22 protein-coding genes are annotated in these 24,430 nt (G+C 62.4%); 16 read left to right on the forward strand and 6 right to left on the reverse strand.

Annotated elements, in window-relative coordinates; genetic code table 11:
- The first annotated feature begins 14 nt into the window (after window positions 1–14).
- The gene (gene tesB, locus JQ575_RS03500; RefSeq protein WP_212031901.1) at window positions 15–878 is read left to right on the forward strand and encodes an acyl-CoA thioesterase II; all 864 of its coding nucleotides are present in this window, start codon (window positions 15–17) and stop codon (window positions 876–878) included.
- Between the two features lie 20 nt (window positions 879–898).
- On the opposite strand, the gene JQ575_RS03505 is transcribed toward tesB, so the two are convergent.
- Entirely contained in the window at window positions 899–1,825 is a 927-nt protein-coding gene (locus tag JQ575_RS03505) for a DUF4339 domain-containing protein (protein WP_212031902.1), read from the reverse strand.
- Window positions 1,826–2,176: 351 nt separating this feature from the next.
- On the opposite strand from JQ575_RS03505, the gene JQ575_RS03510 reads away from it, so the two are divergent.
- The 5 genes from JQ575_RS03510 to JQ575_RS03530 all read left to right on the forward strand — a co-directional run bounded on the left by JQ575_RS03510 (window position 2,177) and on the right by JQ575_RS03530 (window position 7,064).
- Entirely contained in the window at window positions 2,177–2,515 is a 339-nt protein-coding gene (locus JQ575_RS03510; protein ID WP_192740630.1) for a P-II family nitrogen regulator, read from the forward strand.
- Window positions 2,516–2,606: 91 nt separating this feature from the next.
- Complete coding sequence (locus JQ575_RS03515; RefSeq protein ID WP_212031903.1) at window positions 2,607–3,914, forward strand: ammonium transporter; 1,308 nt, start codon at window positions 2,607–2,609, stop codon at window positions 3,912–3,914.
- 306 nt (window positions 3,915–4,220) lie between these two features.
- Window positions 4,221–4,559, forward strand: a complete 339-nt coding sequence (locus JQ575_RS03520; RefSeq protein WP_008142813.1) for a P-II family nitrogen regulator — start codon at window positions 4,221–4,223, stop codon at window positions 4,557–4,559.
- A 36-nt stretch (window positions 4,560–4,595) separates the two neighbouring features.
- Window positions 4,596–6,056, forward strand: coding sequence for an ammonium transporter (locus JQ575_RS03525; RefSeq protein ID WP_212031904.1), 1,461 nt, complete (start codon window positions 4,596–4,598; stop codon window positions 6,054–6,056).
- Between the two features lie 192 nt (window positions 6,057–6,248).
- Window positions 6,249–7,064: a DUF3658 domain-containing protein gene (locus JQ575_RS03530; RefSeq protein WP_212031905.1), complete on the forward strand. Its 816-nt coding sequence runs from the start codon at window positions 6,249–6,251 to the stop codon at window positions 7,062–7,064.
- A 63-nt stretch (window positions 7,065–7,127) separates the two neighbouring features.
- Here JQ575_RS03530 and JQ575_RS03535 read toward each other — a convergent pair whose 3' ends face one another.
- Window positions 7,128–7,613 carry a DUF4240 domain-containing protein gene (locus tag JQ575_RS03535; protein WP_212031906.1) on the reverse strand — a complete coding sequence of 162 codons (486 nt, stop codon included), beginning with the start codon at window positions 7,611–7,613 and terminating at the stop codon, window positions 7,128–7,130.
- Between the two features lie 155 nt (window positions 7,614–7,768).
- Between JQ575_RS03535 and JQ575_RS03540 the strand changes: the two genes are divergently transcribed.
- The 5 genes from JQ575_RS03540 (at window position 7,769) to JQ575_RS03560 (ending at window position 14,569) form a co-directional block, all read left to right on the forward strand.
- Window positions 7,769–8,170: a GFA family protein gene (locus JQ575_RS03540; protein ID WP_212031907.1), complete on the forward strand. Its 402-nt coding sequence runs from the start codon at window positions 7,769–7,771 to the stop codon at window positions 8,168–8,170.
- Between the two features lie 846 nt (window positions 8,171–9,016).
- Complete coding sequence (locus JQ575_RS03545; RefSeq protein WP_212031908.1) at window positions 9,017–10,243, forward strand: aminotransferase class I/II-fold pyridoxal phosphate-dependent enzyme; 1,227 nt, start codon at window positions 9,017–9,019, stop codon at window positions 10,241–10,243.
- Window positions 10,244–10,255: 12 nt separating this feature from the next.
- Complete coding sequence (locus JQ575_RS03550; protein ID WP_212031909.1) at window positions 10,256–12,706, forward strand: DNA translocase FtsK; 2,451 nt, start codon at window positions 10,256–10,258, stop codon at window positions 12,704–12,706.
- A 199-nt stretch (window positions 12,707–12,905) separates the two neighbouring features.
- Window positions 12,906–13,688, forward strand: coding sequence for an outer membrane lipoprotein carrier protein LolA (locus JQ575_RS03555; protein WP_249166434.1), 783 nt, complete (start codon window positions 12,906–12,908; stop codon window positions 13,686–13,688).
- 65 nt (window positions 13,689–13,753) lie between these two features.
- Window positions 13,754–14,569 (forward strand): exodeoxyribonuclease III, encoded by an 816-nt coding sequence (locus JQ575_RS03560; RefSeq protein ID WP_212031911.1) that lies wholly within the window; start codon window positions 13,754–13,756, stop codon window positions 14,567–14,569.
- A 6-nt stretch (window positions 14,570–14,575) separates the two neighbouring features.
- Here the strand turns inward: JQ575_RS03560 and JQ575_RS03565 are convergent, their stop codons facing one another.
- Window positions 14,576–15,016 carry a Crp/Fnr family transcriptional regulator gene (locus tag JQ575_RS03565; RefSeq protein ID WP_212031912.1) on the reverse strand — a complete coding sequence of 147 codons (441 nt, stop codon included), beginning with the start codon at window positions 15,014–15,016 and terminating at the stop codon, window positions 14,576–14,578.
- 48 nt (window positions 15,017–15,064) lie between these two features.
- Entirely contained in the window at window positions 15,065–15,751 is a 687-nt protein-coding gene (locus tag JQ575_RS03570) for a response regulator transcription factor (protein ID WP_044539278.1), read from the reverse strand.
- 260 nt (window positions 15,752–16,011) lie between these two features.
- On the opposite strand from JQ575_RS03570, the gene JQ575_RS03575 reads away from it, so the two are divergent.
- Both JQ575_RS03575 and JQ575_RS03580 read left to right on the forward strand, forming a co-directional pair.
- Complete coding sequence (locus JQ575_RS03575; RefSeq protein WP_212031913.1) at window positions 16,012–16,581, forward strand: L,D-transpeptidase; 570 nt, start codon at window positions 16,012–16,014, stop codon at window positions 16,579–16,581.
- 24 nt (window positions 16,582–16,605) lie between these two features.
- Entirely contained in the window at window positions 16,606–17,391 is a 786-nt protein-coding gene (locus JQ575_RS03580) for a 2-keto-4-pentenoate hydratase (RefSeq protein WP_212031914.1), read from the forward strand.
- 112 nt (window positions 17,392–17,503) lie between these two features.
- On the opposite strand, the gene JQ575_RS03585 is transcribed toward JQ575_RS03580, so the two are convergent.
- Entirely contained in the window at window positions 17,504–18,193 is a 690-nt protein-coding gene (locus tag JQ575_RS03585; RefSeq protein WP_212031915.1) for a YggS family pyridoxal phosphate-dependent enzyme, read from the reverse strand.
- A 106-nt stretch (window positions 18,194–18,299) separates the two neighbouring features.
- On the opposite strand from JQ575_RS03585, the gene JQ575_RS03590 reads away from it, so the two are divergent.
- Window positions 18,300–19,991 (forward strand): diguanylate cyclase domain-containing protein, encoded by a 1,692-nt coding sequence (locus tag JQ575_RS03590; protein WP_212031916.1) that lies wholly within the window; start codon window positions 18,300–18,302, stop codon window positions 19,989–19,991.
- Here the strand turns inward: JQ575_RS03590 and JQ575_RS03595 are convergent.
- Complete coding sequence (locus JQ575_RS03595; protein WP_212032111.1) at window positions 19,988–20,977, reverse strand: GGDEF domain-containing protein; 990 nt, start codon at window positions 20,975–20,977, stop codon at window positions 19,988–19,990. The two genes, JQ575_RS03590 and JQ575_RS03595, sit on opposite strands and share 4 nt — an antisense overlap.
- Before the next feature lie 285 nt (window positions 20,978–21,262).
- Between JQ575_RS03595 and leuS the strand changes: the two genes are divergently transcribed.
- Complete coding sequence (leuS, locus tag JQ575_RS03600; protein WP_212031917.1) at window positions 21,263–23,887, forward strand: leucine--tRNA ligase; 2,625 nt, start codon at window positions 21,263–21,265, stop codon at window positions 23,885–23,887.
- Window positions 23,874–24,425 carry an LPS assembly lipoprotein LptE gene (lptE, locus tag JQ575_RS03605; protein ID WP_212031918.1) on the forward strand — a complete coding sequence of 184 codons (552 nt, stop codon included), beginning with the start codon at window positions 23,874–23,876 and terminating at the stop codon, window positions 24,423–24,425. Before leuS ends, lptE begins: the two co-directional genes overlap by 14 nt.
- The last annotated feature ends 5 nt before the right edge of the window (window positions 24,426–24,430 follow it).

The raw sequence follows: 24,430 nt of genomic DNA on the forward strand, positions 1-24,430 counted from the left end.
CCGAAAGTGCCGCCATGTCCGCAAGCGTGACCGACCTGATTTCGATCCTCGACATCGAACCGATCGAGGTGAATTTGTTTCGCGGCAACAGCCCGAAAACCGCGTGGCAGCGGGTGTTCGGCGGCCAGGTGATCGGACAGGCGATGGTGGCGGCGTGCCGCACCGTCGAAGGCCGGCTGCCGCATTCGCTGCATTGCTATTTCATCCTGCCGGGCGACCCGCAGGTTCCGATCATCTACCAGGTCGAACGACTGCGCGACGGCAAGAGCTATTCGACCCGCCGCGTCACCGCCATTCAACATGGCAACGCGATCTTCTCGATCATGGTCTCGTTCCACGCCGAGGAGGAAGGCGCCTTCAACCACCAGGACAAGATGCCGGACGTGCCGCCGCCGGAAAAACTCTCCGCCGAAGAGGTGGCAAAACAGCCGGTGTTCAAGGAGATGCCGGAGTTCATCCGGCGCTATTACGAAATGGACCGGCCGATCGAGTTGCGACCGGTCGAACTCGGCCGCTATTTCGGCGAGAAGATCGACGACGGCCGCATCAATGTCTGGATCCGCACCGCGGCAAAACTCCCTGATGATCCGGCGCTGCATATGTGTGCGCTGGCCTATGCGTCGGATTTCTCGCTGCTCGATGCCGTGATGGCGCGCTACGGCCGCACGCTGTTCGACAGCAACGTGATGCCGGCCAGCCTCGATCACGCGATGTGGTTTCACCGCCCGTTCCGCGCCGACGAATGGCTGCTTTATTCGCAGGATTCACCGAGCGCACAGGGCGGCCGCGGGTTGGCCCGCGGCCTGATCTTCAAGCCCGACGGCACGCTGGTGGCGTCGGTGGCCCAGGAAGGCTCGATCCGCCAGCGCCGGGCATAGCGTTTTCAAGCGATTACGCCTTACCCGTTCGGCGGCTGCGCGCCTCGCTCAGCCAACACCGTCTGCGACGCCAGCCACTGCCAGATCCATCGATACACCCATGGAATCGGGATGATGAAGATCGACGCAACGGCCGCCACGATCGCACGCCACAGGAACTCGAGGCCGGTGCCGATGAACAGCACTTCGCGCCGCGTGCCCTGAATGTTGCGGCAGAACCACCGCATCATCGCGGTATACACCCACGCCCAGCCGATGATCGTGAAGACGGCGAGCACGGCGAGAATGGAATATCCGAGAAAGGCCCAGATCGAACCGGAGAAGCTGAGCCCGAGCGGCTGCCCGTTGGACGCAAGGTTCGCGACGAACCATTTCAGGAAAAGCCAATAGAGAACAAACTGAGCGATGTTGATCAGACCGTTGAGCCAATCAAGGCCGATGAGACTGGCGACAACTGAGAGCACGATAAGCGCTGCGATCGCTCCAAAAAACCACAGCGCGATCGTCATCGCGTTGCCGGTAAAGCTGAGATTCGGCCGTCCCGGCACCTGCACGCACGGCACGAGCCAGTTGAGATACCAGACCATGACCCATGGGGTCGGAATGATGAACACGCAACCGATTATGAGCACGAGGCTGCGCCAGACAAACTCCAGGATGCCGAAATCGATCGAGAGCGGGCCGCCGGCGTAACCGCCACCGCCCCCATAGCCACCGCCCGCGCTCATCGGCGGCGGGCCGCCCGGTTGCGCAACCGGCGGCGGGGCGCCGCCTGCCGGCATCAGGCCGGGAATTTCGCCCGCGCGCTGCCAGCCGGACATTCCCTCGGACCAGACCAGCGTGTCGGCCCTGACCGTCCCCCTTGTGATGAGATCGCGCAGCTGGGCTTCCGGAAAGGGCCCCTGTTGCTGGCCATTCGCTGCATAAAACCACGATCGGTTCGACATTTTTAATCCCTTTGGTCGTGGAAACGGGGGAACCCGGCGGGGCGGCTGGCGAAAAGCCCATTCTGTCGGAGGATCATATTCCCTGTACAGGGACTGAGGTCACCGGCTGCAAATGTTTTCCCCTTAAACCTGCAAGTTTTTTGTGCCATTTGCATAGAAAAATGCCAGATTTGGATTTCGGTAGCGAACCCCCGCGGCGGCCATCCTGCCGAACACGCCGAAAGAACGTCAAAAAGACCGTCAAAAACAACGCCTAAAAAGACCGTCCAAGGAACTTTCAAGAGACCTTTCAAGCGAAATTCCCAAGCGAAATTCCCAAGAGTGCATCCCAAGAGACATGAAGGCCTGACCATGAAACTCGTCGTCGCGATCATCAAACCATTCAAGCTTGACGAGGTGCGCCAGGCGCTGACGGCCATCGGCGTGCACGGCATGACCGTCACCGAGGTCAAGGGGTACGGCCGCCAGAAGGGCCACACCGAAATCTATCGCGGCGCCGAATATGTCGTGAACTTCCTGCCCAAGCTGCGCATCGAAATCGCGGTCGCCTCCGACGTCGCGGACAAGGCGGTCGAGGTCATCACCGCGCATGCGCGCACCGGCCAGATCGGCGACGGCAAGATCTTCGTGACGCCGATCGATCATGCACTTCGCATTCGCACCGGGGAGACCGACAGCGACGCGCTCTAACGTTTTCATTTCAGTTCAACGCGCGCGGGCAAATCAGCCTGACGCGCGAGCAAAAAACGACAACAGAACGACAACAGGCCGGGGAAATTCCATGGGGGCACTCTCGATTCGTGCAGCGAAGCTCGCTGCGCTCAGCATTCCTGCGATCAACGTCTGGCCGGCGACGCCGGCCTTTGCGCAGACATCGACCATCAACGCCGCCGACACCGCGTGGATGATCGTCGCCACCGCGCTCGTCCTGATGATGACGATACCGGGCCTGGCGCTGTTCTATTCCGGCATGGTGCGCAAGAAGAACGTGCTGGCGACGATGGCGCAGAGCCTCGCTGCGGTCTCGATCATCTCTATCCTCTGGGTGTGTTTCGGCTATTCGCTGGCGTTCGTCGGCGAAGGTCCCTGGATCGGCACGCTGGACCGCTGGTTCCTGATCGGCATCACCATGGACAGCGTCAACCCGGCGGCGAAGACGATTCCGGAAATACTGTTCATGCTGTACCAGATGACGTTTGCGATCATCACGGTAGCGCTGGTGGCGGGCGCGGTGGCCGACCGGATGCGGTTCTCGGCCTATCTATTGTTCTCGATCGGCTGGTTCATGTTCGTCTATGTGCCGCTGGCGCATTGGGTGTGGGGCGGCGGCTTCCTCGCCAGCATGGGCGTGCTGGATTTTGCCGGCGGTCTCGTCGTGCATCTGTCCGCCGGCATCGGCGGTCTGGTTGCCGCCAAGGTGATGGGACAGCGTCACGGCTATGGCAGCGACAATCTTTCCCCGTTCGACCTGTCGCTCGCCGTCATCGGCACCGGATTGCTGTGGGTCGGCTGGTTCGGATTCAACGGCGGCTCGGCGCTGGCGGCGAATTCGCGCGCCGTCATGGCCATCACCGCAACGCATCTGGCAGCCTGCGCCGGCACGCTGACCTGGGGCGCGATCGAATGGGCGACGCGGCGCAAACCCTCCGTGCTCGGCATGATCTCCGGCGCGATCGCCGGCCTCGGCACGATTACGCCGGCCTCCGGTTACGTCGCACCGTGGCACGGAATAATCATCGGTCTGGTGGCGGGTCTGGTGTGCTTCTGGGCCTGCACCTGGCTCAAGCACCGCTTCAAGTATGACGATTCGCTCGACGTGTTCGGCGTCCACGGCATCGGCGGCATGACCGGCACCCTGCTCGCCGGCGTGTTTGCCACCGCCGCCATCGGCGGCACCGGCGGCCTGATCGAAGGCCACCCGCAGCAGGTGCTGATCCAGCTCTACGGCATCGGCGTCACTCTGGTGTGGTCGGGCGGCGTCACCTTTGTGCTGCTCAAACTGGTGAGCGCGTTCGTGCCGCTGCGGGTGTCACTGCAGCAGGAGCTGGAAGGCCTAGATATTTCGCAGCATGGCGAGGCGCTTCAGTAGAACTACCCATCTAGATACCGCCTTCCTTGCCCTCGCACTGGGCAGGATTATGTCCGGAGTCTGGCGTGCCCGCGCCTTGACCAGACGCGCCTATTTTTTAGGCGCGACGGAATAGCGCAGTTTGGTTCCCCTCCCCGAAACCCCGAAAAGCCCCGGATTCATAAACCGTTAGGGAAATCCGCCGTTCTGGCACGGCATTTGATTCTAAGGGTCATGGCTGTGCCCGCGAAGTGAACTTCTCCGCGTGGTGAACCTCAGTCGAGAACGCCCGGTCTGTCTGAACCGGGCCAAGCGGGGATAGGACCCATGAAAATTGTTATGGCGATCATCAAGCCATTCAAACTCGAAGAAGTCCGGGACGCCCTGACCGCCATTGGCGTTCACGGTCTCACGGTGACGGAAGTCAAAGGCTATGGTCGGCAGAAAGGCCACACGGAAATCTATCGCGGCGCTGAATACGCGGTGAGCTTCCTGCCCAAGATCAAGATCGAGGTCGCTGTGGCCTCGGACCAGGTCGACAAGACCATCGACGCCATCACCTCGGCAGCAAAAACCGGACAAATCGGCGACGGCAAGATCTTCGTCATCAACCTCGACCATGCGGTTCGCATCCGCACCGGTGAGGCGGATGCCGCGGCACTCTGATCTCGCGCTCAACCCAGACACTCAGGAGTACAACAAATGACGTTCAAACGTCCCTATAGCGCGGGACTGACGGCCCTGGCCGTCGGCATGTTCGCCGCAACCTCCGCTTACGCGGAAGCCACAGTCAACAAGGGCGACAACGCCTGGATGCTCACATCGACGGTGCTGGTGCTGTTGATGACGATCCCCGGCCTTGCACTGTTCTATGGTGGCCTGGTCCGCTCCAAGAACATGCTCTCGGTCCTGATGCAGGTTTTCTACACGGTCTGCATCGTCACCCTGATCTGGGCGGTCTACGGCTACAGCCTCGCCTTCACCGGCGGATCGGACTTCATCGGCGGCTTCTCCAAGGCGTTCCTGAAGATCGCGCCGGAAGGCAAGACTATACTCGACGCTCAGGCAGCGACCTTCTCGGCCGACGTCAACATCACGGAGCTGATTTACATCTGCTTCCAGATGACCTTCGCGTGCATCACCCCCGCACTCATCGTCGGCGCCTTCGCCGAACGCATGAAGTTCTCGGCTGTCGCGCTGTTCGTCCCGCTCTGGGTAACCCTGATCTATCTGCCGATCGCGCACATGGTCTGGTACTGGGCTGGACCGGACGCGATCTCTGCCGCGCTCAAGACCTTCGAAGCCGCGACCGACAAGGCCGCTGCGCAGGCCGCCTTCGATGCGGCGAAGACCGCGTTCGGGGATGACCAGGGCTGGATCTTCAAGAAGGGCGCGATCGACTTCGCGGGCGGCACCGTGGTGCACATCAACGCCGGCATCGCCGGTCTCGTTGGTGCGCTCCTGATCGGCAAGCGCGTCGGTTACGGCAAGGAGCTGATGGCCCCGCACTCGCTGACCATGACCATGATCGGCGCTTCGCTGCTCTGGGTCGGCTGGTTCGGCTTCAACGCCGGATCGAACCTCGAAGCCTCCGGCGGCGCCGCGCTCGCCATGACCAACTCCTTCGTTGCAACCGCAGCGGCGGCGATGGCCTGGATGTTCGCGGAGTGGATCGTCAAGGGTCACCCCTCGGTGCTCGGCGCGTTGTCGGGTGCGGTGGCGGGCCTGGTGGCAGTCACGCCCGCGGCCGGTTACGCCGGTCCGATGGGCGCGATCGTGCTCGGCCTCGTGGTCGGCGTAGTCTGCCTGTTCTTCTGCACCGTGGTGAAGAATGCGCTCGGCTATGACGACTCGCTCGACGTGTTCGGCGTCCACTGCGTCGGCGGCATCGTCGGCGCGCTCGGCACCGGCATCCTGGTGAACCCGGCGCTCGGCGGTACCGGCGTCATGGACTACACCATCGGCAAGATCGCGGAATACGACTTCGCAGCCCAGATGGTCTCGCAGCTCTGGGGCGTCTGCACCACGCTGGTGTGGTCGGGCATCGGTTCTGCCATCCTCTTCAAGGTCGTCGATGTCATCGTCGGCCTGCGCGTTAACGTCGAGACCGAACGTGAAGGCCTCGATGTCACCGAGCACACCGAGCGCGCTTACAATATGTGAGTTCTCCCGGGGTGCGATCCCCAAGGGGTCGCACCCACAACTCCGGTTCGGGCACATACCCGGCAATGCCCTGACCGTTGAGGGGCTCCAGCGCAAGTTGGAGCCCCTTTCTTTTTGTTTCGTCGCGATGCGTGCCGGGCTGGACGCGGGATTTTGAAGATGCCATCACGGTCCCTCCGTTGAGGATCGATGATGACGCAAACCATCGTTCATTTCGTTTTCACGCTCTCAGGCAAGAGCAACCTCGTCCGGGCACTGAGGGAATCGGGCCGGAAAGATCAGGTCGTTACGACGTGGCATGATCTGAACCTTGGTCCGATCGATCCGTTTGATCCCTCAGCGCGCGCGATATGGCTCGAAAAAGAACTCGGTCGGACCGAACCCGAAAGTCGGGTCTCTTCTGAACGAGATTGGGACGATGCTCTGTTTCCTGACCATCGAAAGATCGTGTGGTTGAGCCGACGGTCTGCACATGAGTATTGCGGCTTTCTGAATTGGCTATGGCAGTCGGGTGATGCCCCATTCGACATCATTGATTTAAGCGAAGTATTGATCTCTACCTCCCCGGAGCGTGGCCCACCGCGACTGCCCGTCTTGGCCCCCTGCTTGGCCCACCTGCGCGACGACAACATTCGCCTTAACAAACTTTGGGAGCTCGCCGCGCCATTGCCCACCAACAGGCGCGAGCAATACCTCGACGTGTGGCGGCAACTGATCTCTGAGAATGCGCCGCTCCGCGTGATCGAAAATGGCATGCTAGTATCGGCGGAAGCTTCTTATTTTGATTCCCAGCTGATGGAGTTGGCAACCGACGATTGGCAGCGCGTATCGAGGATCATCGGGATGGCCATGGCTTCCGAACTTAACGACGAAATCGTCAGCATTGATTTTGAGTGGATGAAACAACGCCTGATGCTGCTCGTGGAGCGCGGTCAGCTCGAAATTCTTGAGAAGCGCAGCCGCGATGAAATGCACCTCGGCCAAGTGAGGTTGGCGCGGACGCGATAGGCGTTTGTCGCGGCCGCCAGAGTGCGGCGGGGGGCAATCGCGCACGATTCGTACAAACGCGCTTCATCCAAACTTCGCGCTGAGTTTCGGAAACAGGTCGTATACCTTGTCCTCCTGCCACTCGGTTCCGGAAGGCTGAGCCGGCGCACTCCGCTGCGGTAGATTGCCGGCAACCGCTTCGACGCCATCGGTGACGGCGTATTGATAGCCTTCGTAGAACCAGTCCAATTCATCAAAGCCGTCGTCCGCCAGTGAGTCCGGATCCGACAGCGCGCGCTTGAACGCCTGACGTCCCCGGGAAATCAATGCGGCGCGAAAATCGGAGAAGGTATCGTCGCTGCAGCCGCCATTGATGACGTAAGCCGCGCCCCACAGCGGCCAGTCATAAGCCTGGTCCATCTTTTCATTGAACAACCGCGCAAACTCGAGCGCTTCGTCCCGTGGAAGAGCGGCGATTTGCTGACGCAGCGCGTCGCATTTCTGATCCATGTCGCCACCTGAACTATCGTGCGCACGCTGCACGATTTTCCAGAAACCGTTCTCGTCCATCCCATGCTCCTGCCAGCAGACTCGCCTTCGTCGTCGTGCACAAACTAATCCGGGAATGGCAGAAATCACGATGGAACAGAAACCAGAGCTAAAAAAGCATTGCCAAATTCGGCACGCAGCGCAGAATTGACCGCAACGATAACCGGGAGGACGTCATGAAACTCGAAGGCGGATGCTATTGCGGCGCTGTGCGCTATGTGGCCGAAGGCGAGCCGATGATGCAGGCGCAATGTCATTGCCGCGAATGCCAGTACGTTACCGGCGGCTCGCCCAATATGTTCGTTGTGATGCCGCCCGACGGCTTCAAGTACACTAAAGGTGGGCCGAAGCAATTTTCACGCAAGGACCTTGAGAAGCCGGTGACACGCGAATTCTGCGCCGAATGCGGCACGCATATGGTGACGCGGCCGCAGCGGCCGGTCGTGGTGGTGAAGGTCGGAACCCTCGATAACCCCGCTTTGATCACGCCGCAGATCGCCATCTACACAGTCGACAAGCAGCCCTTCCACCACATTCCCGAGGGCATGCCGAGTTTCGAGCGGTTGCCGCAGCGGTAGGTGTTCCAGCATCGTCATTGCGAGCGAAGCGAAGCAATCCATAGCGCGTCATAGCGATTGTGGATTGCTTCGTCGCTTCGCTCCTCGCAATGACGCTTAGCTGTGACAAAAACAACACGACGGGCAAATCAGTTCTGTTTTTCGCAATTCGTGTCAAGCCACAAAATAAAAAATATTTCTGTTTACCAGAACACAAATCAGGGGCATATATTCGCCCATCCCGTCCTCCTCAGAAGGGCGTCGGCCGTCGTCACGGACGTTGGACGGGTTGCGGTGGACGCTGGTTTACGCTGAGACGACGGCGTGGATAAGCGTACGGCAAAACCGTGTGGTCCTGGCACCCGTTGCAGGTGTCAAGCTGTCGGGTAGGCGAGAGCTGAACGGCAGCGACGGAGTCAACCAAGAACTCGTCTCCGGGGAGATCACGGCATAAGCCGTAAAGCCATTGCGCAGGGAAGGCCGGGTGTTCTCCGCTGCCCTGTATGCTCGTGTGCAGCTTTTTAGTGCAAATCGCACACGGGACCGCGGGTGCAGCGCGCACCCGGTCTTCCCTGCGCCCTCTTACGAGAGGGCGGGAAGTTTCTGGCAAACCTCGGGCGCAATGCGTCGCGAGAACGCGGACATATGTGTCTACCCGTCATCCTGAGGCGCGAGCAAGGGCTCGCACCTCAGGATGACGGATTTGGGATGAGCGGGAGCCGTATGTATATCCAAAACCCAACCAAAATCGACGCTGGCGCCGATGGTTAATCGCGTCTTAACCTCGCCGTATCTATGGTGGTCTGATCCGTTACCGGTCGCTCCACCCGTCCCCCGACCGCTATTGAAAGTGCTGGCGTTTTAGACATGGCAATGACCGCCTCTTCCGGCGTGGCGCAGGGCGCCGGCAGTGTCCCCGCTGCCGGTCAGGCCGAACGTTCGCCGTTTCTGCGGACCGCTGAGCTTCTGGCGCCCTACCAACCCGGTAAGCCATTGATCGCGTTGTCATTAGGCGAGCCGCAGCATCCTGTCCCGAACTTCGTCGGGCCGGTGCTGGCCAAGCACATCGCCGATTTCGGCCGCTACCCCATCGCCAAGGGGATCGAGCCGTTCCGCCGGGCGGTCGCGAACTGGCTCTCGGCCCGGTTCCAACTGCCCCGGGCGATGGATCCCGAGAGCGAAATTCTGGTGCTGAACGGCAGCCGCGAAGGGCTGTTCTTCGCCGCGATCACGGCCGCGCGCTATGTCGGCCCCCGCAAGGGCCGGCCGGCGATCCTGATGCCGAACCCGTTCTATCCGGCCTATGGCGCCGGCGCGCGTGCCGCCAATTGCGAACCGATCTATCTGCCGACCACACTCGCCAACGGCTTCCTGCCGGATCTCGATGCGCTCGATGAGGCAACGCTGGCGCGCACGGTTGCGATGTTCATCGCCTCGCCGGCCAATCCGCAAGGGTCCGTCGCCTCGCGCGACTACTTCACCCGTCTGGTGCAACTCGCCGATCGCTACGGCTTCATGATCCTGAGCGACGAGTGCTATTCGGAAATCTACACCAAACAGGCGCCGGGCAGCGTGCTCGAATGCGCAGGATCCGATTTCAGCAACGTCGTGGCGTTTCAATCGCTGTCGAAGCGCTCGAACCTGCCGGGCATGCGCGTCGGCTTCGCGGCCGGCGACAAGAAATTTCTCAGCGTGTTTCACGAGCTGCGCAACGTCGCCGCCCCGCAGGTGCCGGTGCCGCTGCAGCACGTCGCGGTCGCCGCCTATAGCGACGAGGCGCATGTCGAGGAAAACCGCCGGCTCTATCGCATCAAGTTCGATCTCGCGGATCAGATCCTCGGCAATCGCTACGGCTATGCCAGGCCTGCCGGCGGCTTCTGCGTCTGGCTCGATGTGTCGGACCGTGGCGGCGACGAGGCTGCAACGGTGCAGCTCTATCGCGATGCCGGCGTGCGCGTGATCCCCGGAACCTATTTGTCACGCCCGCAAAACGACGGCAGCAATCCCGGCGCCGGCTATATCCGCCTGGCGCTGGTATCGGACAGTGAATCAACGGCCGAGGCGTTGCACCGCCTGGTCGAAACTTTGGCTTAATCGCAGGGCCCCATGAGCATGCCAGCGATCGAACGTGTCATTCCCCTGGTCGGCCATCTGCCGGCCTCGATCCGCGACGCGCTGGCGCGGCGCCTGCGGGAGGTCGCAGGCCTGTGCCTGATCGCGATCTCCGGCGTCGCCGCCGCCGCGCTGATGACGTGGTCGGTGCAGGATCCAAGTTTGAGCCACGCGACCTCGCGGGCGATCCGCAACGTCCTCGGATATCCCGGCGCGATCGGCGCCGATCTGTTGATGCAGATTCTCGGCCTTGGCGCGATCATGCTGATCCTGCCCGTCGCGGTGTGGGGCTGGCGAATGCTGACCCATCGCACCTTCGACCGCGAGGCGTTGCGGCTCGCCTGCTGGATCCTCTGCACCATCATTGCGGCAGGCGTTGCCAGCTGCTGGCCGCATGGCGGCGCATGGCCGCTGCCGACCGGGCTTGGCGGCGTCGTCGGCGACGCGCTGGTGCGCGCGCCGGCCATAATCTTCGGGCCCGCCGGCTTCATCTACCGGCTGGTGCTCGGCATCATCCTGTTCGCGGCGATGTGCGCCACCTTCCTGTTTGCAAGCGGCTGGGGTTCGCGTCCGCGCGACGACGAAGAGCTGACACCGATCGAGGACGATGACGCGCCGTTCGAGGAAGAGCGCGATCGCAGCTCGGTCTCGCTCGGCTGGGTCTATCATGCCCTGATGAGCGCCAAGGCCCGGCTCGGCTGGCTGATGTCGACGGCCTACCGTTCACTGGTCGCAAGCGCGCCGCAGCCCCGTACCGCCTCGTTCGAACGGCAGGAGCCCAGTCTCGGAGGCCGGACGGCGCCGTCGATTGCCCCGCAAGCAGAGGAAGAAGACGAGCACGAGGAAGAGGAAGAAGACGAGGAAGAGGAAGCCCCGGTCGCCCGCGCCCCGCGCAAGAAGGCAGCAGCGCCAAAAGCATCGACACGCAAAGACAAGTTCGAACTGCCCGCGGTCTCGATGCTCACGGCACCAAAGGCATCCGATCGCCAGCCGCTCAGCAAGAGCGAACTGGAAGCCAATTCGCGCGCGCTGGAAGGCGTGCTCGGCGACTTCGGCGTCCGCGGCGAGATCGTCAAGGCCAATCCCGGCCCTGTCGTGACGCTGTACGAACTCGAGCCCGCGCCCGGCATCAAATCCTCGCGCGTCATCGGCCTCGCCGACGACATCGCCCGCTCGATGAGCGCGCTGTCGGCACGCGTCGCCGTGGTGGCCGGCCGCAACGCCATCGGCATCGAATTGCCGAACGCGCACCGCGAAAAGGTCTATCTGCGCGAGCTGCTGTCGCTGAAGGACGAGTCGCACGCCAAGCTGCCGCTCTGCCTCGGCAAGAATATCGGCGGCGAATCCATCATCATCGACCTGGCGCGCACGCCGCATATGCTGATCGCCGGCACCACCGGCTCCGGCAAATCGGTCGCCATCAACACCATGATCCTCAGCCTGGTCTACCGGCTGCGGCCGGATCAGTGCCGGCTGATCATGGTCGATCCCAAAATGCTCGAACTCTCCGTCTATGACGGCATCCCGCATCTGCTGACGCCCGTCGTGACCGACCCGAAGAAGGCCGTGGTCGCGCTGAAATGGGCGGTGCGCGAGATGGAAGAGCGCTACAAGAAGATGTCCAAGCTCGGCGTCCGCAACATCGATGGCTACAACCAGCGTCTCGTCGAAGCCAAGGGCAAGGGCGAGGAGCTGACGCGCACGGTGCACACCGGCTTCGACAAGGAAACCGGCAAGGCGATCTACGAGGACGAAAAGCTCGATCTCGAACCGCTGCCCTACATCGTCATCATCGTCGACGAAATGGCCGACCTGATGATGGTCGCCGGCAAGGACATCGAAGGCGCGGTGCAGCGGCTGGCGCAGATGGCGCGCGCCGCGGGCCTCCACGTGATCCTCGCCACGCAGCGTCCCTCGGTCGACGTCATCACCGGTACCATCAAGGCGAACTTCCCGACCCGCATCGCGTTTCAGGTCACGTCGAAAATCGACAGCCGCACCATTCTCGGCGAGATGGGCGCCGAGCAACTGCTCGGCCAGGGCGATATGCTCTATATGGCCGGCGGCGGCCGCATCAGCCGCGTGCACGGCCCGTTCGCCTCCGACGAGGAAGTCGAAAAGGTAGTGCGCCATCTCAAGACGCAGGGCCAGCCGGAATATCTCGAAGCCGTTACGGCGGAAGAACCTGCCGAGGGTGAAGACGGCGCTGTGTTCGATTCCACCGGCATGGGCGGTGACGGCGGCGGCGACCTGTTCCAGCAGGCCGTGGCGATCGTCAAGCGCGACCGCAAGGCCTCGACATCCTACATTCAACGCCGGCTGCAAATAGGCTACAACCGCGCGGCGTCATTGATGGAGCGGATGGAACTCGAAGGCATCGTCGGCCAGGCCAACCACGCCGGCAAACGCGAAATTCTGGTCGAGGAAGAAGAGAGCGGTTTCTAGAGCGATTTCAATCGAGTAGGCCCACTAACGAATTGAATTTGGCGTAATAATTCTCACGGAAAAACGATATCTCCTTTGGTCGAAAGCGCGATAAAACCACCGGCAGTGGGACGATCCGTTGAATAGAGATTCGAAATATCTGATGACACACTACTCTACCCATCGCGGCGTCCGTTACGGACTGGCGCTTGTGATCGCCATGTCCGTTGCCGGCGCAGCGACATCAGGCTTTTCGCAGAACGTTCCGGTCCCAAAGCCCGCACCCAAGGCCCGCGACGGCGGCGTGCAGCTGAGCGCGCAGGATTCGCAAAAGGGTCCGGCGACGACAGGTGCGACCCAGGCGCCGCCGAAGGCGGGGGCGATGCAAGCGCCGCCGAACCCGGTCATCCCCGATCCAAATCGCAATGTGCCCGCCAATATTTTCGCGACCTTCGATGCCAACCAGAAGGCGCAGGCCGCCAAGGTGAGTTCGTATCTGTCGTCGCTGCAGACGCTGGTCGGAAATTTCGTCCAGGTCGGGCCGGACGGCAGCAAGACCAAGGGCGACTTCGTGATCCAGAAGCCGGGCAAGGTGCGCTTCGAGTATGACGCGCCGAGCCAGATCGCGATCGTTGCCGACGGATCCTCGCTCGCCGTGCGCGACAAGAAGCTCGCGACCCAGGACATCTATCCGTTGTCGCAGACGCCGCTCCGGTTCCTGCTGTCGGACCGTATCGATCTGCTCAAGGATACCAACGTCGTCAGCGTCACCGCCGATGACGTCTTCATCAGCGTCACCATCGAGGAGAAGCAGGCGCTGATCGGCACCAGCCGGCTGATGCTGATGGTCGGCACCAAGGACGGCCAGCTCAAGCAATGGACCGTAACCGACCCGCAGGGCTACGACACCACGGTCGCGGTCTATAATCTGGATACGTCGAAGAAGGTCGATCCCGGCCTGTTCAAGATCGATTTCACCAACTATTCGGTGCCGCCAGGCTAAACATTCTTGATTAGGCGCGAAGGACATGCGTCATCAACCGCACGTCTTTTTCATTTCGGGCCCGCATGCGTTTTTCCCTGACAACGTGGAATATCAACTCGGTTCGCCTGCGCATCGACATCGTCGCCAAATTCCTCAAATCGGTACGGCCTGATGTGCTCTGCCTGCAGGAGACCAAATGCATCGACGATGCCTTCCCGCTGAAGCGCTTCAAGCGCCTCGGCTATGAGCACGTCGCGCTGAACGGGCAGAAGGGCTATCACGGCGTCGCCATCGTCTCGAAACTGCCGTTCGAGACCAAGGATATCCGCACCTTCTGCGACAACATCGATTCGCGGCACATCTCGGTGGCGTTCGGCGAAAAGGCCCAGCTCGCAAAGCCGCTGGTGCTGCATAATTTCTACGTCCCCGCCGGCGGCGACATCCCCGACCCCGCGCTCAATCCGAAATTCGATCACAAGCTGAAATTTCTCGACGAGATGAAAGCCTGCGAACCGCTGCATCCGCGCGGCGACGACCGGCATATCCTGGTCGGCGACCTCAACGTGGCGCCGCATGAGAACGACGTGTGGTCGCACAAGCAGCTGCTAAAGGTCGTCTCGCACACCCCGATCGAATGCGAAAAGCTGCTGGCGGCGCAGGCCCATGGCGAATGGTTCGACGTCGCGCGCGAGCGCATCCCGATGTCGGAGAAGGTCTACACGTGGTGGAGCTACCGCGCCGCCGACTGGACCGTCGGCGACCGCGGCCGCAGGCTCGACCACATCTGGGTTTCGCGCGCGCTGAAGGATGGCATCAGCGATTTCCGCATCACCCGCGATGCCCGCGGCTGGGAGCGGCCGTCGGATCACGTGCCGGTTACGGTGACACTGGAGGTGTGATTGCGACTAGGTGCTGAGCTTGGCGCCGGCCATCAGAATATCGCTGGCAAGCTGGCTGGTGCGGGTGGCGAGTTCGTCGCGCAGCGCCCGCGCCGCGGCAGGGTCGCTCTCGAGCACGCGCTGAAACAGACTGCGCGACACCCGGATCACGGTGGAGTTTTCGATCGCGATCGCGCTCGACGGCCGCTTCATCGCCACGATCAGCGCCAGCTCACCGATCAGGGCACCGGGGCCTGCGAGGACTTCAGCGCCGCCGTCCTCGACCCGGAACGCGCCGCGCTGCACGATATAGCCCGCGTCCGCCTGGTCGCCGGTGTTGAACAACTGGTCGCCGCGGCCGAATTCGCGCTGCTCGGAGCCGATCGCCAGCATGCGCAGCGCCGTCGTTCCCAACAGGCGCAGTGTCGGGACGCGCTCGAGCAGAGCTACATCATCTTCGATCGACATACGGAACCGGTGATGCCCAGGGAGGTACGATTCGTGGGGCGAATCGTATCACGGCACCAGCTTGTAGCCACCGGCTTCCGTGACCAGGATCTCCGGATTGGCGGCATCCTTCTCGATCTTCTGCCGCAGCCGGTAGATGTGGGTTTCCAGGGTGTGGGTGGTGACACCCGAATTATAGCCCCAGACTTCCTGCAGCAGCGTCTCGCGCGACACCGGCATCTGGCCGGCCCGGTACAGGAAGCGCAGGATCGCGGTTTCCTTCTCGGTCAGCCGCACCTTCCGGGCGTTGGCGCCGGTCAGCATCTTGGAGCCGGGGCGGAAGCTGTAGGGGCCGACGGAGAACACCGCGTCCTCGCTGGCCTCGTGCTGGCGCAGCTGCGCCCGGATCCGGGCCAGCAGCACGGCGAACCGGAACGGTTTTGCCACGTAGTCATTGGCGCCGGATTCGAGGCCCAGAATGGTATCCGAATCGGTGTCGTGGCCGGTCAGCATGATGATCGGCGCCTTGAAGCCCCCCTTGCGCAGGGAGCGGACCACTTCGCGGCCGTCGGTATCGGGCAGGCCGACATCCATCAGCACCAGATCGGGCGAATTGGCCTTGGCGGCGCTGGCGCCCTTGGCGCCGGTATCGACCGCGGAGGCTTCGAACTCCTCATGCAGTGATAATTGCTCGACCAGCGTGTCGCGCAGATCGGTATCGTCATCCACGATCAGGATCTTGCGGGCATTGGCCATAGGTACGATCCTCTAGAGGCAGGCGGCGGACACAAGTGGGAGCGTCTCAAGCCGGTCTTGGTCGGTTGGTCGATGACGAAACTGGTTCGCGGGCGAACCTCGGTCATCGGGTACGGAATCAGGTAGGAGATTGTTACAATTTCACAAGGCGAACCGCAGTGTATCCCAGATTCGAGGGGCTGTTGGATGAATGTCCTGTAATGGGCGTCAAATAGAGCAATTGCGGCCGGGGACGCAACCCCAGGATTTGGACGTTTGGCATGGGAAACACCAATTTTTCAATCACTTATGAGACAGAAGCGCGTGATCGGCCGCTCTCGGCGATCAGGGTTCACCGCGCCGCCGGGGACCCGCGCCGGGGCTGGCTGACGGCGGACGGGTGGACCGTCCCGGTGGCACTTGGCCGCGGCGGCATCCTCGCCAACAAGCGCGAAGGCGATGGCGGCACCCCGCGGGGCACCTACCGGCCACTGCAATTATGGTGGCGCGCCGACCGCCACTCGCGCCCCCCAACCTTTCTGCCGGTCCGGCCAATCCGGCCCGAGGACGGCTGGTGCGAAGACCCGAAGGACCGCCACTACAACCAGCCGATACGGCTCATGCGCGACCAGGCCGGCGACCGTCTCACACGCGACGATCACCTCTACGACTTCATCGTCGAGATCGATCACAACAGCGCGCCGCGTATTGCCGGCCGCGGCAGCGCGGTGTTCCTGCATCTGGCGCGCACGAATTTTTCGGCGACCGCAGGCTGCGTTTCGATGACAAAATCTGCGATGCTGCGGTTGCTGCGGCGGATGGGGCCGCAAACCAAAATTGTTATTGGATGAACTTCATTTCAGGATGCGGGGATTATGCAGGACAGACATCAGATTGCGTCGGCATCGCAGACGTTGCGCGACCATTGGCGCGCCGGCACCAAGCTTGACGCACTCGAGGCCTGGCTGCGTCCCCAGGACCGCTTCGAGGCGTATGCGATCCAGGCCGCGATCGAGAGATTTTCGACGGCCCATCTGTTCGGCTGGAAGATCGCGGCCACCAGCGAGGCCGGGCAGAAACACATCAATGTCGACGGTCCGATGGCCGGACGTATTCTCGCTGAGACCGTGATCCCTGACGGCGGCACGGCGTCGATGGCCGGCAACGAAATGCGCGTTGCCGAGCCGGAATTCGCGTTTCGCATGCGCGCGGACCTGCCGTCGCGATCGACGCCCTACACGGTGAGCCAGGTGCTCGATGCCGTGGACACGCTGCATCCGGCGATCGAGATTCCGGATTCGCGCTTTTCGGATTTCGTCAGCGCCGGCGACGCCCAGATCATCGCCGACAACGCCTGCGCGCATCTGTTCGTGCTCGGCCCGGCCACAACGGCGGACTGGCGTACGCGCGATCTGGTCGAGGAACGACCTGTCACCACGCTGCGCGGCCAGCAATTCATCGGTCATGGCAAGAATGTACTCGGCGATCCCCGGCTGGCGCTGACCTGGCTCGCCAACGAATTGCGCCAGCTCGGCGTGACGCTGAAGGCGGGCCGGGTCGTCACCACAGGCACCTGCCATCCACCGCTGCCGATCCAGGCGGGCGATTTCTGCGCGGTCGATTTCGGTGTGCTGGGAAAAGTGTCGGTAGGGTTCGAGTAGGCTCTCCACGTCATTGCGAGGAGCGTAAGCGACGAAGCAATCCATCTATCCGCTATGCCGCGCTATGGATTGCTTCGCTTCGCTCGCAATGACGCAAGCGGTGCACCCGGCCTCAGCGATGCCCGAAAATCGCCGAGCCGACGCGGATATGCGTGGCGCCGAACTGGATCGCGATCGCAAAGTCGGCGCTCATGCCCATCGACAGACTCTTCAAGCCGTTGCGCGCGGCGATCTTTGCGGTCAGTGCGAAATGCGGTGCCGGCGCCTGGTCGACCGGTGGAATGCACATCAATCCGGAAATCGGCAGGCCATATTTCTCCCGGCAGCTCGCAATGAACGCATCGGCCTCGCCAGGCGCGACGCCGGCCTTTTGCGGCTCCTCGCCGGTGTTGAGCTGGACGAACAATTCCGGCTGCTTTTTCTGGGAATTGATTTCCTTGGCTAACGCTTCGCAAATGCTCGGGCGGTCGACAGAATGAATGGCGTCGAACAACGCCACGGCCTCTTTCGCCTTGTTGGATTGCAGCGGCCCGATCAGATGCAGCGCCAGCCCCTGGTAAGCGGACATTAACCCAGGCCATTTCGCTTTGGCTTCCTGCACGCGATTCTCGCCGAATACGCGCTGTCCGGCGTCGATAATGGGCGAAATCGCCGACGCGTCGAACGTCTTGGACACCGCGATCAATTGTACCGTCGCCCGATCGCGGCGCGCTTCCTTGCAAGCGCGCGCGATGTCCCGCTCCACGGTAGCAAGACCGCTAGGTAAAGGTTCTGTTAGCGAGCTGGTCGTCGGAGGCGTCATCTGAATTGTGGCTCGTACATTTACGGGATTTCCTTGGATTTTACCAAGTTCGGGAAGGGCTTTTTGAATCCTTCGCTTTACCCTGCCACGCGGGGTAGGGGCCAATATGTCTAGCGTTATTTTCAACCGCAACCGAGTGAAACTCAAGAAGCTTCTGGGGATCCGGACGCGGCTGGTGCTGCTGGCGTTGATCCTGGTGGCGCCCTTGATGCTGGAACGCGTCCGTTCGCTCGAGCATGCCCGTTCCAAGCAAATCGCCCTTGCCACCGAAGAATTCCTCAACATCGCCCAGCACAGCGCCGATACCCAGCGCGAAGTCGTCTCCTCCGTCGAGACGATGCTGAAATCGGCGGCCTATATCCGCGCCTCCAGCGGCATCGGTCGCAGTTGCGAAATCCTGCGCGCCAGCCTGCCGAGCAACCTGCCCTGGATCCGCAGCATCATGATCGCGTCCAAGGACGGCCTCGTGCAGTGCTCGACCTTGAACATTCAGGTGGGACTGCAAATCGGCGACCGCGAATATTTCAGGAAGGCGCAGGCAAGCCGCGACTTCGTTTTCAGCGACTACCTGTTCGGCAAAACAAATGGCCGGCCGATGATGATGGCGGCCTATCCGGTGTCTGCCATCAATCCGGAGGAAGATGCCGTCGTCGTTGCCGGCATCAATATCGACTGGCTGTCGAAGATCATGACCAATCTCGGCGGACGGCCCGGAATTTCGTCGTTGCTGGTCGACAGCGCCGGCGTCGTCCTCGCCGCGCCCACCGATCAGACCAGCATGATCGGCCGGCCGCTGGATTCGGTGCCGCTGATGTCCGCCGCGGCGGAGAAGGCCTTGAGCTCGGACGCACCGACCGGCTCGCTTTCGTTCACTGCATCCGACGGCTCAAATCGCACGATCAGTTTCTCCCGCATTTCCGGAACGCAATCCCGCCTGATCGTCAGCATCGACGAAACCAGGGTGACCGAAGCGATCAATCGCGAGATCCGCAACGCCTATCTTCAATTGGGGTTTGTCTGCCTGTTCGTGCTGCTGGGCGCGCTGATCGGCGCGGAAAAGCTGATCATCAACCCGATCGAGGTGATGACCGGCATGGCCAAGCGATTCGGCGAAGGCGACCGGTCGGCGCGCGTCGCGCGCAACAGACTGCCTGCTGAATTCATGCCGCTGGCGCGGGCCTTCAACGCGATGGCCGCCCAGCTCAGCCAGCGCGAGCGCGAACTCCTCGCCAACAACGACCGCCTCACCGTGATCGCATCGATCGACATGCTGTCGGGCCTTGCCAACCGCCGCGGCTTTCAGAGCCGTCTGGATTTCGAGTGGATGAAGGCGCAGCAATACAATAGCCAATTGTCGCTGCTGATGATCGATGTCGATCACTTCAAGCTCTACAACGACACCTATGGCCACCCCGAGGGCGACGCCTGCCTGACCAGGCTCGGCGAAACGCTGGCCGGTATCGCCGCCGACACCATGGGCTTCGCCGGCCGCTATGGCGGCGAGGAATTCTGCCTGCTGCTGCCGAACACCGATTCGCTCAAAGCACTGGCGATCGGCGAGAGGGTGCGCACCGCGGTGCTGGGCCTGAAAATACCGCACCACACCAGCAGCCATCACACCGTCACCGTGAGCATCGGTGTAGCCAGCACGCTGCCGAACGACGCGCAGCGCCCGGGCGACCTGATCGAGGCCGCCGATGCCGCCCTCTACGCCGCCAAACACCGCGGCCGCAACACCGTGGTCGAGCATGGCTTTGCGCGGATGGTAGATCAGGCCGGGATGGCACTGGCGGGTTAGGCCGTTGCCCGCTGCTCAGGCACGAGTTCGGCCTCGGTGACGACCCGGTTGCGGCCGGTCTTCTTGGCCTGATAGAGCGCGCGGTCGCAGCGCTCGATCAGGTCGGACATCGATTCGCCGGCCTGAAACTGCGCCACGCCGATCGAGATGGTGATACCGGGCAGCGCTTCGCCGGTCGAACGGCGGGAGATGTGGCATTCGGCAACCAGGCGCCGGATGCGTTCCGCGATCGTGGCAGCCGTCGTCAGGCCGGCGTTCGGCAGGATGACGATCAGCTCCTCGCCGCCGTAGCGCGCCGGCAAATCGATGTCCCGCACGGCCTCGCGCAACACCTTCGCCATCAGGCGCAGCACCTGGTCGCCGACCCCATGGCCGAACTCGTCGTTGAAGCGCTTGAAGTGATCGATATCGATCAGAAGCGCACTCACCGGATCGTCCTGTTCCATCGCCGCGAGCTGAGCCTTGCGGAAGAACTCCTCCAGCGCCCGGCGGTTCGGCAGGCCGGTCAGCGTGTCGGTCTTGGCCCGCTCCTCGGACTTGATCAGGGAATCGCGGATCGTGGCCAGTTCGCGTGATTTCTCGACGAAGCTGACTTCGAGCTTGGTGGCGCGCGTCGTCGCCTTGGCGAGTTCGCTCATCAGGCTCTCGATCAGCAGCTTGGGATCGACGCCGGCCTCGGTGCGCTCGGTGACATCGTTGATGGCAGCCATTTGCGTGCGGTTGTCGGCAATCGCCGTGGTCAGGAACTGCTTGGCCGACGCCATCACCGAATGCAATTGCTGGGAAACTTCATAGGCCACTGCCTCGTCGGTGGCTTTCGACCCGATATAGCTCTCATGGATCTCGCGATTGGTCTGGGCGTCGAACTTGCGCTTGTTGCCGATCAGGATATCGATCGCCCGCTTCAGCACCGGCGGCGTGCCGAGCGTATAATTGAACCAGACATGGAAATTGTTCGGCGTCGGCGGCACGCGATGCTCGGCCATCGAGCGCATGGCCGTTTCAGCGACCGACGTCGCGTACTCGAAATCGAGCTCGTCGAATCCCGCGGTCACGGCTTTGATGGCTTCCTACCGGTGAATTGGTGCTCTTTTCATAGGCAGGTTCCCATGAATTCGTTAAATGCCCCTCAACCGGCCCGCCGGAATGCGGCTCCAGAAGCCCCAAGGGGGCCTGCCGATCTGCGCCAACCCGTTGACCCCGCAACCGCTTTTGTGGCCTAGTCCGCCGTCTTTTAGACGGCCCCGAATCCATAAAAGTCCAGCGATTCCATGACCTCCGAACGCTATAACGCCCGTGACTCCGAGCCGCGCTGGCAACGCCAGTGGGACCAGAAGGCGATCTTCGCCTCCAAAAACGATGATTCCCGGCCGAAATATTACGTCCTCGAGATGTTCCCCTACCCGTCCGGGCGCATCCATATCGGGCATGTCCGCAACTACACGCTGGGCGACGTGCTGGCGCGGTTCATGCGCGCCAAGGGGTTCAACGTGCTGCACCCGATGGGCTGGGACGCGTTCGGGCTGCCGGCCGAAAACGCCGCGATCGAGCGCAAGGTCGCGCCCAAGGCCTGGACCTACGACAACATCGCCGCGATGAAGAAGCAGCTCCAGTCGATCGGACTGTCGCTCGACTGGAGCCGGGAGTTCGCGACCTGCGACCCCAGCTATTACAAGCATCAGCAGAAGATGTTTCTCGACATGCTGCGCGCCGGTCTCGCCGAGCGCGAGAAGCGCAAGCTCAACTGGGACCCGGTCGACATGACCGTGCTTGCCAACGAGCAGGTGATCGACGGCCGCGGCTGGCGTTCCGGCGCCGTGGTCGAACAGCGCGAGATGAGCCAGTGGGTCTTCAAGATCACGAAATACTCGCAGGAACTGCTGGACGCCCTGGACGGGCTGGACCGCTGGCCCGACAAGGTGCGGCTGATGCAGCGCAACTGGATCGGCCGCTCCGAGGGCCTCCTGGTGCGTTTCGCGCTGGATCCGGCAACGACGCCGGCCGGCGAGAGCGAGCTGAAGATTTTCACGACGCGGCCCGACACGCTGTTCGGCGCCAAATTCATGGCGATCGCGGCCGACCATCCGCTGGCGATCGCGGCGGCAGCGAAGAATCCGAAGCTCGCGGAATTCATCGCCGAGGTCAAACGCATCGGCACCGCCCAGGAAATCATCGACACCGCGGAGAAGCAGGGTTTCGACACCGGCATCCGCGCGGCGCATCCGTTCGACCCGAACTGGAAGCTGCCGGTCTATGTCGCCAACTTCGTGCTGATGGAATACGGCACCGGCGCGATCTTCGGCTGCCCCGGGCACGACCAGCGCGACCTCGATTTCGTCAATAAATATGCGCTCGGCGTCACGCCCGTCGTGTGTCCGGAAGGCCAGGACCCGAAGACGTTCGTGATCACCGACACCGCCTATGACGGTGACGGCCGCATGATCAATTCGCGCTTCCTCGACGGCATGACCATCGAGCAGGCCAAGGAAGAGGTCGCAAAGCGGCTGGAAAGCGAACTGCGCGGCAACATGCCGGTCGGTGAGCGGCAGGTCAATTTCCGCCTGCGCGACTGGGGCATTTCGCGCCAGCGCTATTGGGGTTGTCCGATCCCGGTGATCCACTGCCCGAAATGCGACGTGGTGCCGGTGCCGGACGCGGACCTGCCGGTGGTGCTGCCGGAAGATGTCACCTTCGACAAGCCCGGCAACGCGCTCGACCATCATCCGACCTGGAAGCACGTCGCCTGCCCGAAATGCGGTGGCAAGGCCCAGCGCGAAACCGACACCATGGACACCTTCGTGGATTCGTCCTGGTATTTCGCGCGCTTCACCGATCCCTGGAACGAGAACGCGCCGACCACGCCTGATGTCGTGAACCGGATGTTGCCGATCGACCAGTATATCGGCGGTGTCGAGCACGCGATCCTGCATCTGCTGTATAGCCGCTTCTTCACCCGCGCGATGAAGGCGACCGGCCACATCGCCATGGACGAGCCGTTCGCCGGCATGTTCACGCAGGGCATGGTGGTGCACGAGACTTACCAGAAGGCCGATGGCTCCTACGTCACGCCCGCCGAAGTGAAAGTTGAGACCGGCGGCAATGGCAAGCGCGCCCTGCTGCTGACGACGGGTGAAGAGGTCGCCATCGGCGCGATCGAGAAGATGTCGAAGTCGAAGAAGAACACCGTCGACCCCGACGACATCATCGCGACCTATGGCGCCGACGTCGCGCGCTGGTTCATGCTGTCGGACTCACCGCCCGATCGCGACGTGATCTGGAGCGACGAGCGCGTGCAGGGCGCCTCGCGCTTCGTTCAGCGGCTGTGGCGGTTGGTCAACGAATCAGCCGAGATCGCCAAGGCGGCCCCGGCCGCCCGGCCGGCCTCGTTCGGCGACGACGCGCTGGGCTTGCGCAAGGCGGCCCATGGCGCGCTTGACAAGGTCTCGAACGGCATCGAGCGGCTGCATTTCAACGTCTGCCTCGCCCATATCCGCGAATTCACCAATGCGCTGGCCGAGGTGCTGGCGCGCGAGGGGCAGCCGGCGCCGGACCTGGCCTGGTCAGTCCGGGAGGCCGCGGTCATCCTTGTTCAACTGTTCGCGCCCATGATGCCCCATCTGGCCGAGGAGTGCTGGACGGTATTGGGGCAATCCGGGCTGATTTCGGAGGCCAATTGGCCCCAAATCGAACGCGATTTGCTGGTTGAAGACACGGTGACGCTGGTGGTTCAGGTCAATGGCAAAAAACGGGGTGATGTAACCGTGCCACGGGGCGCCCAAAATCCGGAAATTGAGGCTGCCGTTCTGGCCCTTGATGCGGTAAAACTGGCCTTGGACGGCAAGGCCGTCCGCAAGGTGATTGTTGTTCCCATGAGGATCGTGAATGTCGTTGGCTAGGACCCGGATCGCCGCTCGGCTGCTGGCCGTTGTCGCTCTGGCGGCGCTGACGGCCGGCTGTTTTCAGCCGATGTATGCCGAACGCGCCGACGGCTTGCCCGGCCTGCGCGAAAAGCTGATGGGCGTTGAAATCCCGCCCGTCGACAAGAACAACGCCTCCCGTGAGGCCCGCATTCAGGTCGAAATCCGCAACCAGCTGGCGTTCAAGCTTTATGGCAATGCGACCGGCATGCCGCCGACCCACCGGCTGGTGCTGCGGTTCTCCACCAGCCGCTCGTCGCTGATGCTCGATCCGACCACCGCGCTGCCGTCGAGCGAGAATTACGGCATCGATGCGCAGTACAATCTGATCGATCTGGCGACGAACAAATCTGTCATGACCGGCACGACCTTCTCCCGCGTGTCCTACGACATCCCGGGCCAGCTGCAGCGTTTCGCCCGCGCCCGCGCCTTCCGCGACGCCGAGGATCGCTCCGCCAACGAGATCGCCGAGAACATCCAGACACGGCTGGCGTCGTTCTTCGTCGCTGGAAGCTGATCCCG

The organism is Bradyrhizobium sp. JYMT SZCCT0428, from assembly GCF_018131075.1.
Classification (GTDB): domain Bacteria; phylum Pseudomonadota; class Alphaproteobacteria; order Rhizobiales; family Xanthobacteraceae; genus Bradyrhizobium.

Bases quoted from the DNA above. Each gene is read 5' to 3' on its own strand.
- tesB (WP_212031901.1), top strand. From the start codon at position 15: ATGTCCGCAAGCGTGACCGACCTGATTTCGATCCTCGACATCGAACCG.
- JQ575_RS03505 (WP_212031902.1), bottom strand. From the start codon at position 1,825: ATGTCGAACCGATCGTGGTTTTATGCAGCGAATGGCCAGCAACAGGGG.
- JQ575_RS03510 (WP_192740630.1), top strand. From the start codon at position 2,177: ATGAAACTCGTCGTCGCGATCATCAAACCATTCAAGCTTGACGAGGTG.
- JQ575_RS03515 (WP_212031903.1), top strand. From the start codon at position 2,607: ATGGGGGCACTCTCGATTCGTGCAGCGAAGCTCGCTGCGCTCAGCATT.
- JQ575_RS03520 (WP_008142813.1), top strand. From the start codon at position 4,221: ATGAAAATTGTTATGGCGATCATCAAGCCATTCAAACTCGAAGAAGTC.
- JQ575_RS03525 (WP_212031904.1), top strand. From the start codon at position 4,596: ATGACGTTCAAACGTCCCTATAGCGCGGGACTGACGGCCCTGGCCGTC.
- JQ575_RS03530 (WP_212031905.1), top strand. From the start codon at position 6,249: ATGACGCAAACCATCGTTCATTTCGTTTTCACGCTCTCAGGCAAGAGC.
- JQ575_RS03535 (WP_212031906.1), bottom strand. From the start codon at position 7,613: ATGGACGAGAACGGTTTCTGGAAAATCGTGCAGCGTGCGCACGATAGT.
- JQ575_RS03540 (WP_212031907.1), top strand. From the start codon at position 7,769: ATGAAACTCGAAGGCGGATGCTATTGCGGCGCTGTGCGCTATGTGGCC.
- JQ575_RS03545 (WP_212031908.1), top strand. From the start codon at position 9,017: ATGGCAATGACCGCCTCTTCCGGCGTGGCGCAGGGCGCCGGCAGTGTC.
- JQ575_RS03550 (WP_212031909.1), top strand. From the start codon at position 10,256: ATGAGCATGCCAGCGATCGAACGTGTCATTCCCCTGGTCGGCCATCTG.
- JQ575_RS03555 (WP_249166434.1), top strand. From the start codon at position 12,906: ATGTCCGTTGCCGGCGCAGCGACATCAGGCTTTTCGCAGAACGTTCCG.
- JQ575_RS03560 (WP_212031911.1), top strand. From the start codon at position 13,754: ATGCGTTTTTCCCTGACAACGTGGAATATCAACTCGGTTCGCCTGCGC.
- JQ575_RS03565 (WP_212031912.1), bottom strand. From the start codon at position 15,016: ATGTCGATCGAAGATGATGTAGCTCTGCTCGAGCGCGTCCCGACACTG.
- JQ575_RS03570 (WP_044539278.1), bottom strand. From the start codon at position 15,751: ATGGCCAATGCCCGCAAGATCCTGATCGTGGATGACGATACCGATCTG.
- JQ575_RS03575 (WP_212031913.1), top strand. From the start codon at position 16,012: ATGGGAAACACCAATTTTTCAATCACTTATGAGACAGAAGCGCGTGAT.
- JQ575_RS03580 (WP_212031914.1), top strand. From the start codon at position 16,606: ATGCAGGACAGACATCAGATTGCGTCGGCATCGCAGACGTTGCGCGAC.
- JQ575_RS03585 (WP_212031915.1), bottom strand. From the start codon at position 18,193: ATGACGCCTCCGACGACCAGCTCGCTAACAGAACCTTTACCTAGCGGT.
- JQ575_RS03590 (WP_212031916.1), top strand. From the start codon at position 18,300: ATGTCTAGCGTTATTTTCAACCGCAACCGAGTGAAACTCAAGAAGCTT.
- JQ575_RS03595 (WP_212032111.1), bottom strand. From the start codon at position 20,977: ATGGCCGAGCATCGCGTGCCGCCGACGCCGAACAATTTCCATGTCTGG.
- leuS (WP_212031917.1), top strand. From the start codon at position 21,263: ATGACCTCCGAACGCTATAACGCCCGTGACTCCGAGCCGCGCTGGCAA.
- lptE (WP_212031918.1), top strand. From the start codon at position 23,874: ATGTCGTTGGCTAGGACCCGGATCGCCGCTCGGCTGCTGGCCGTTGTC.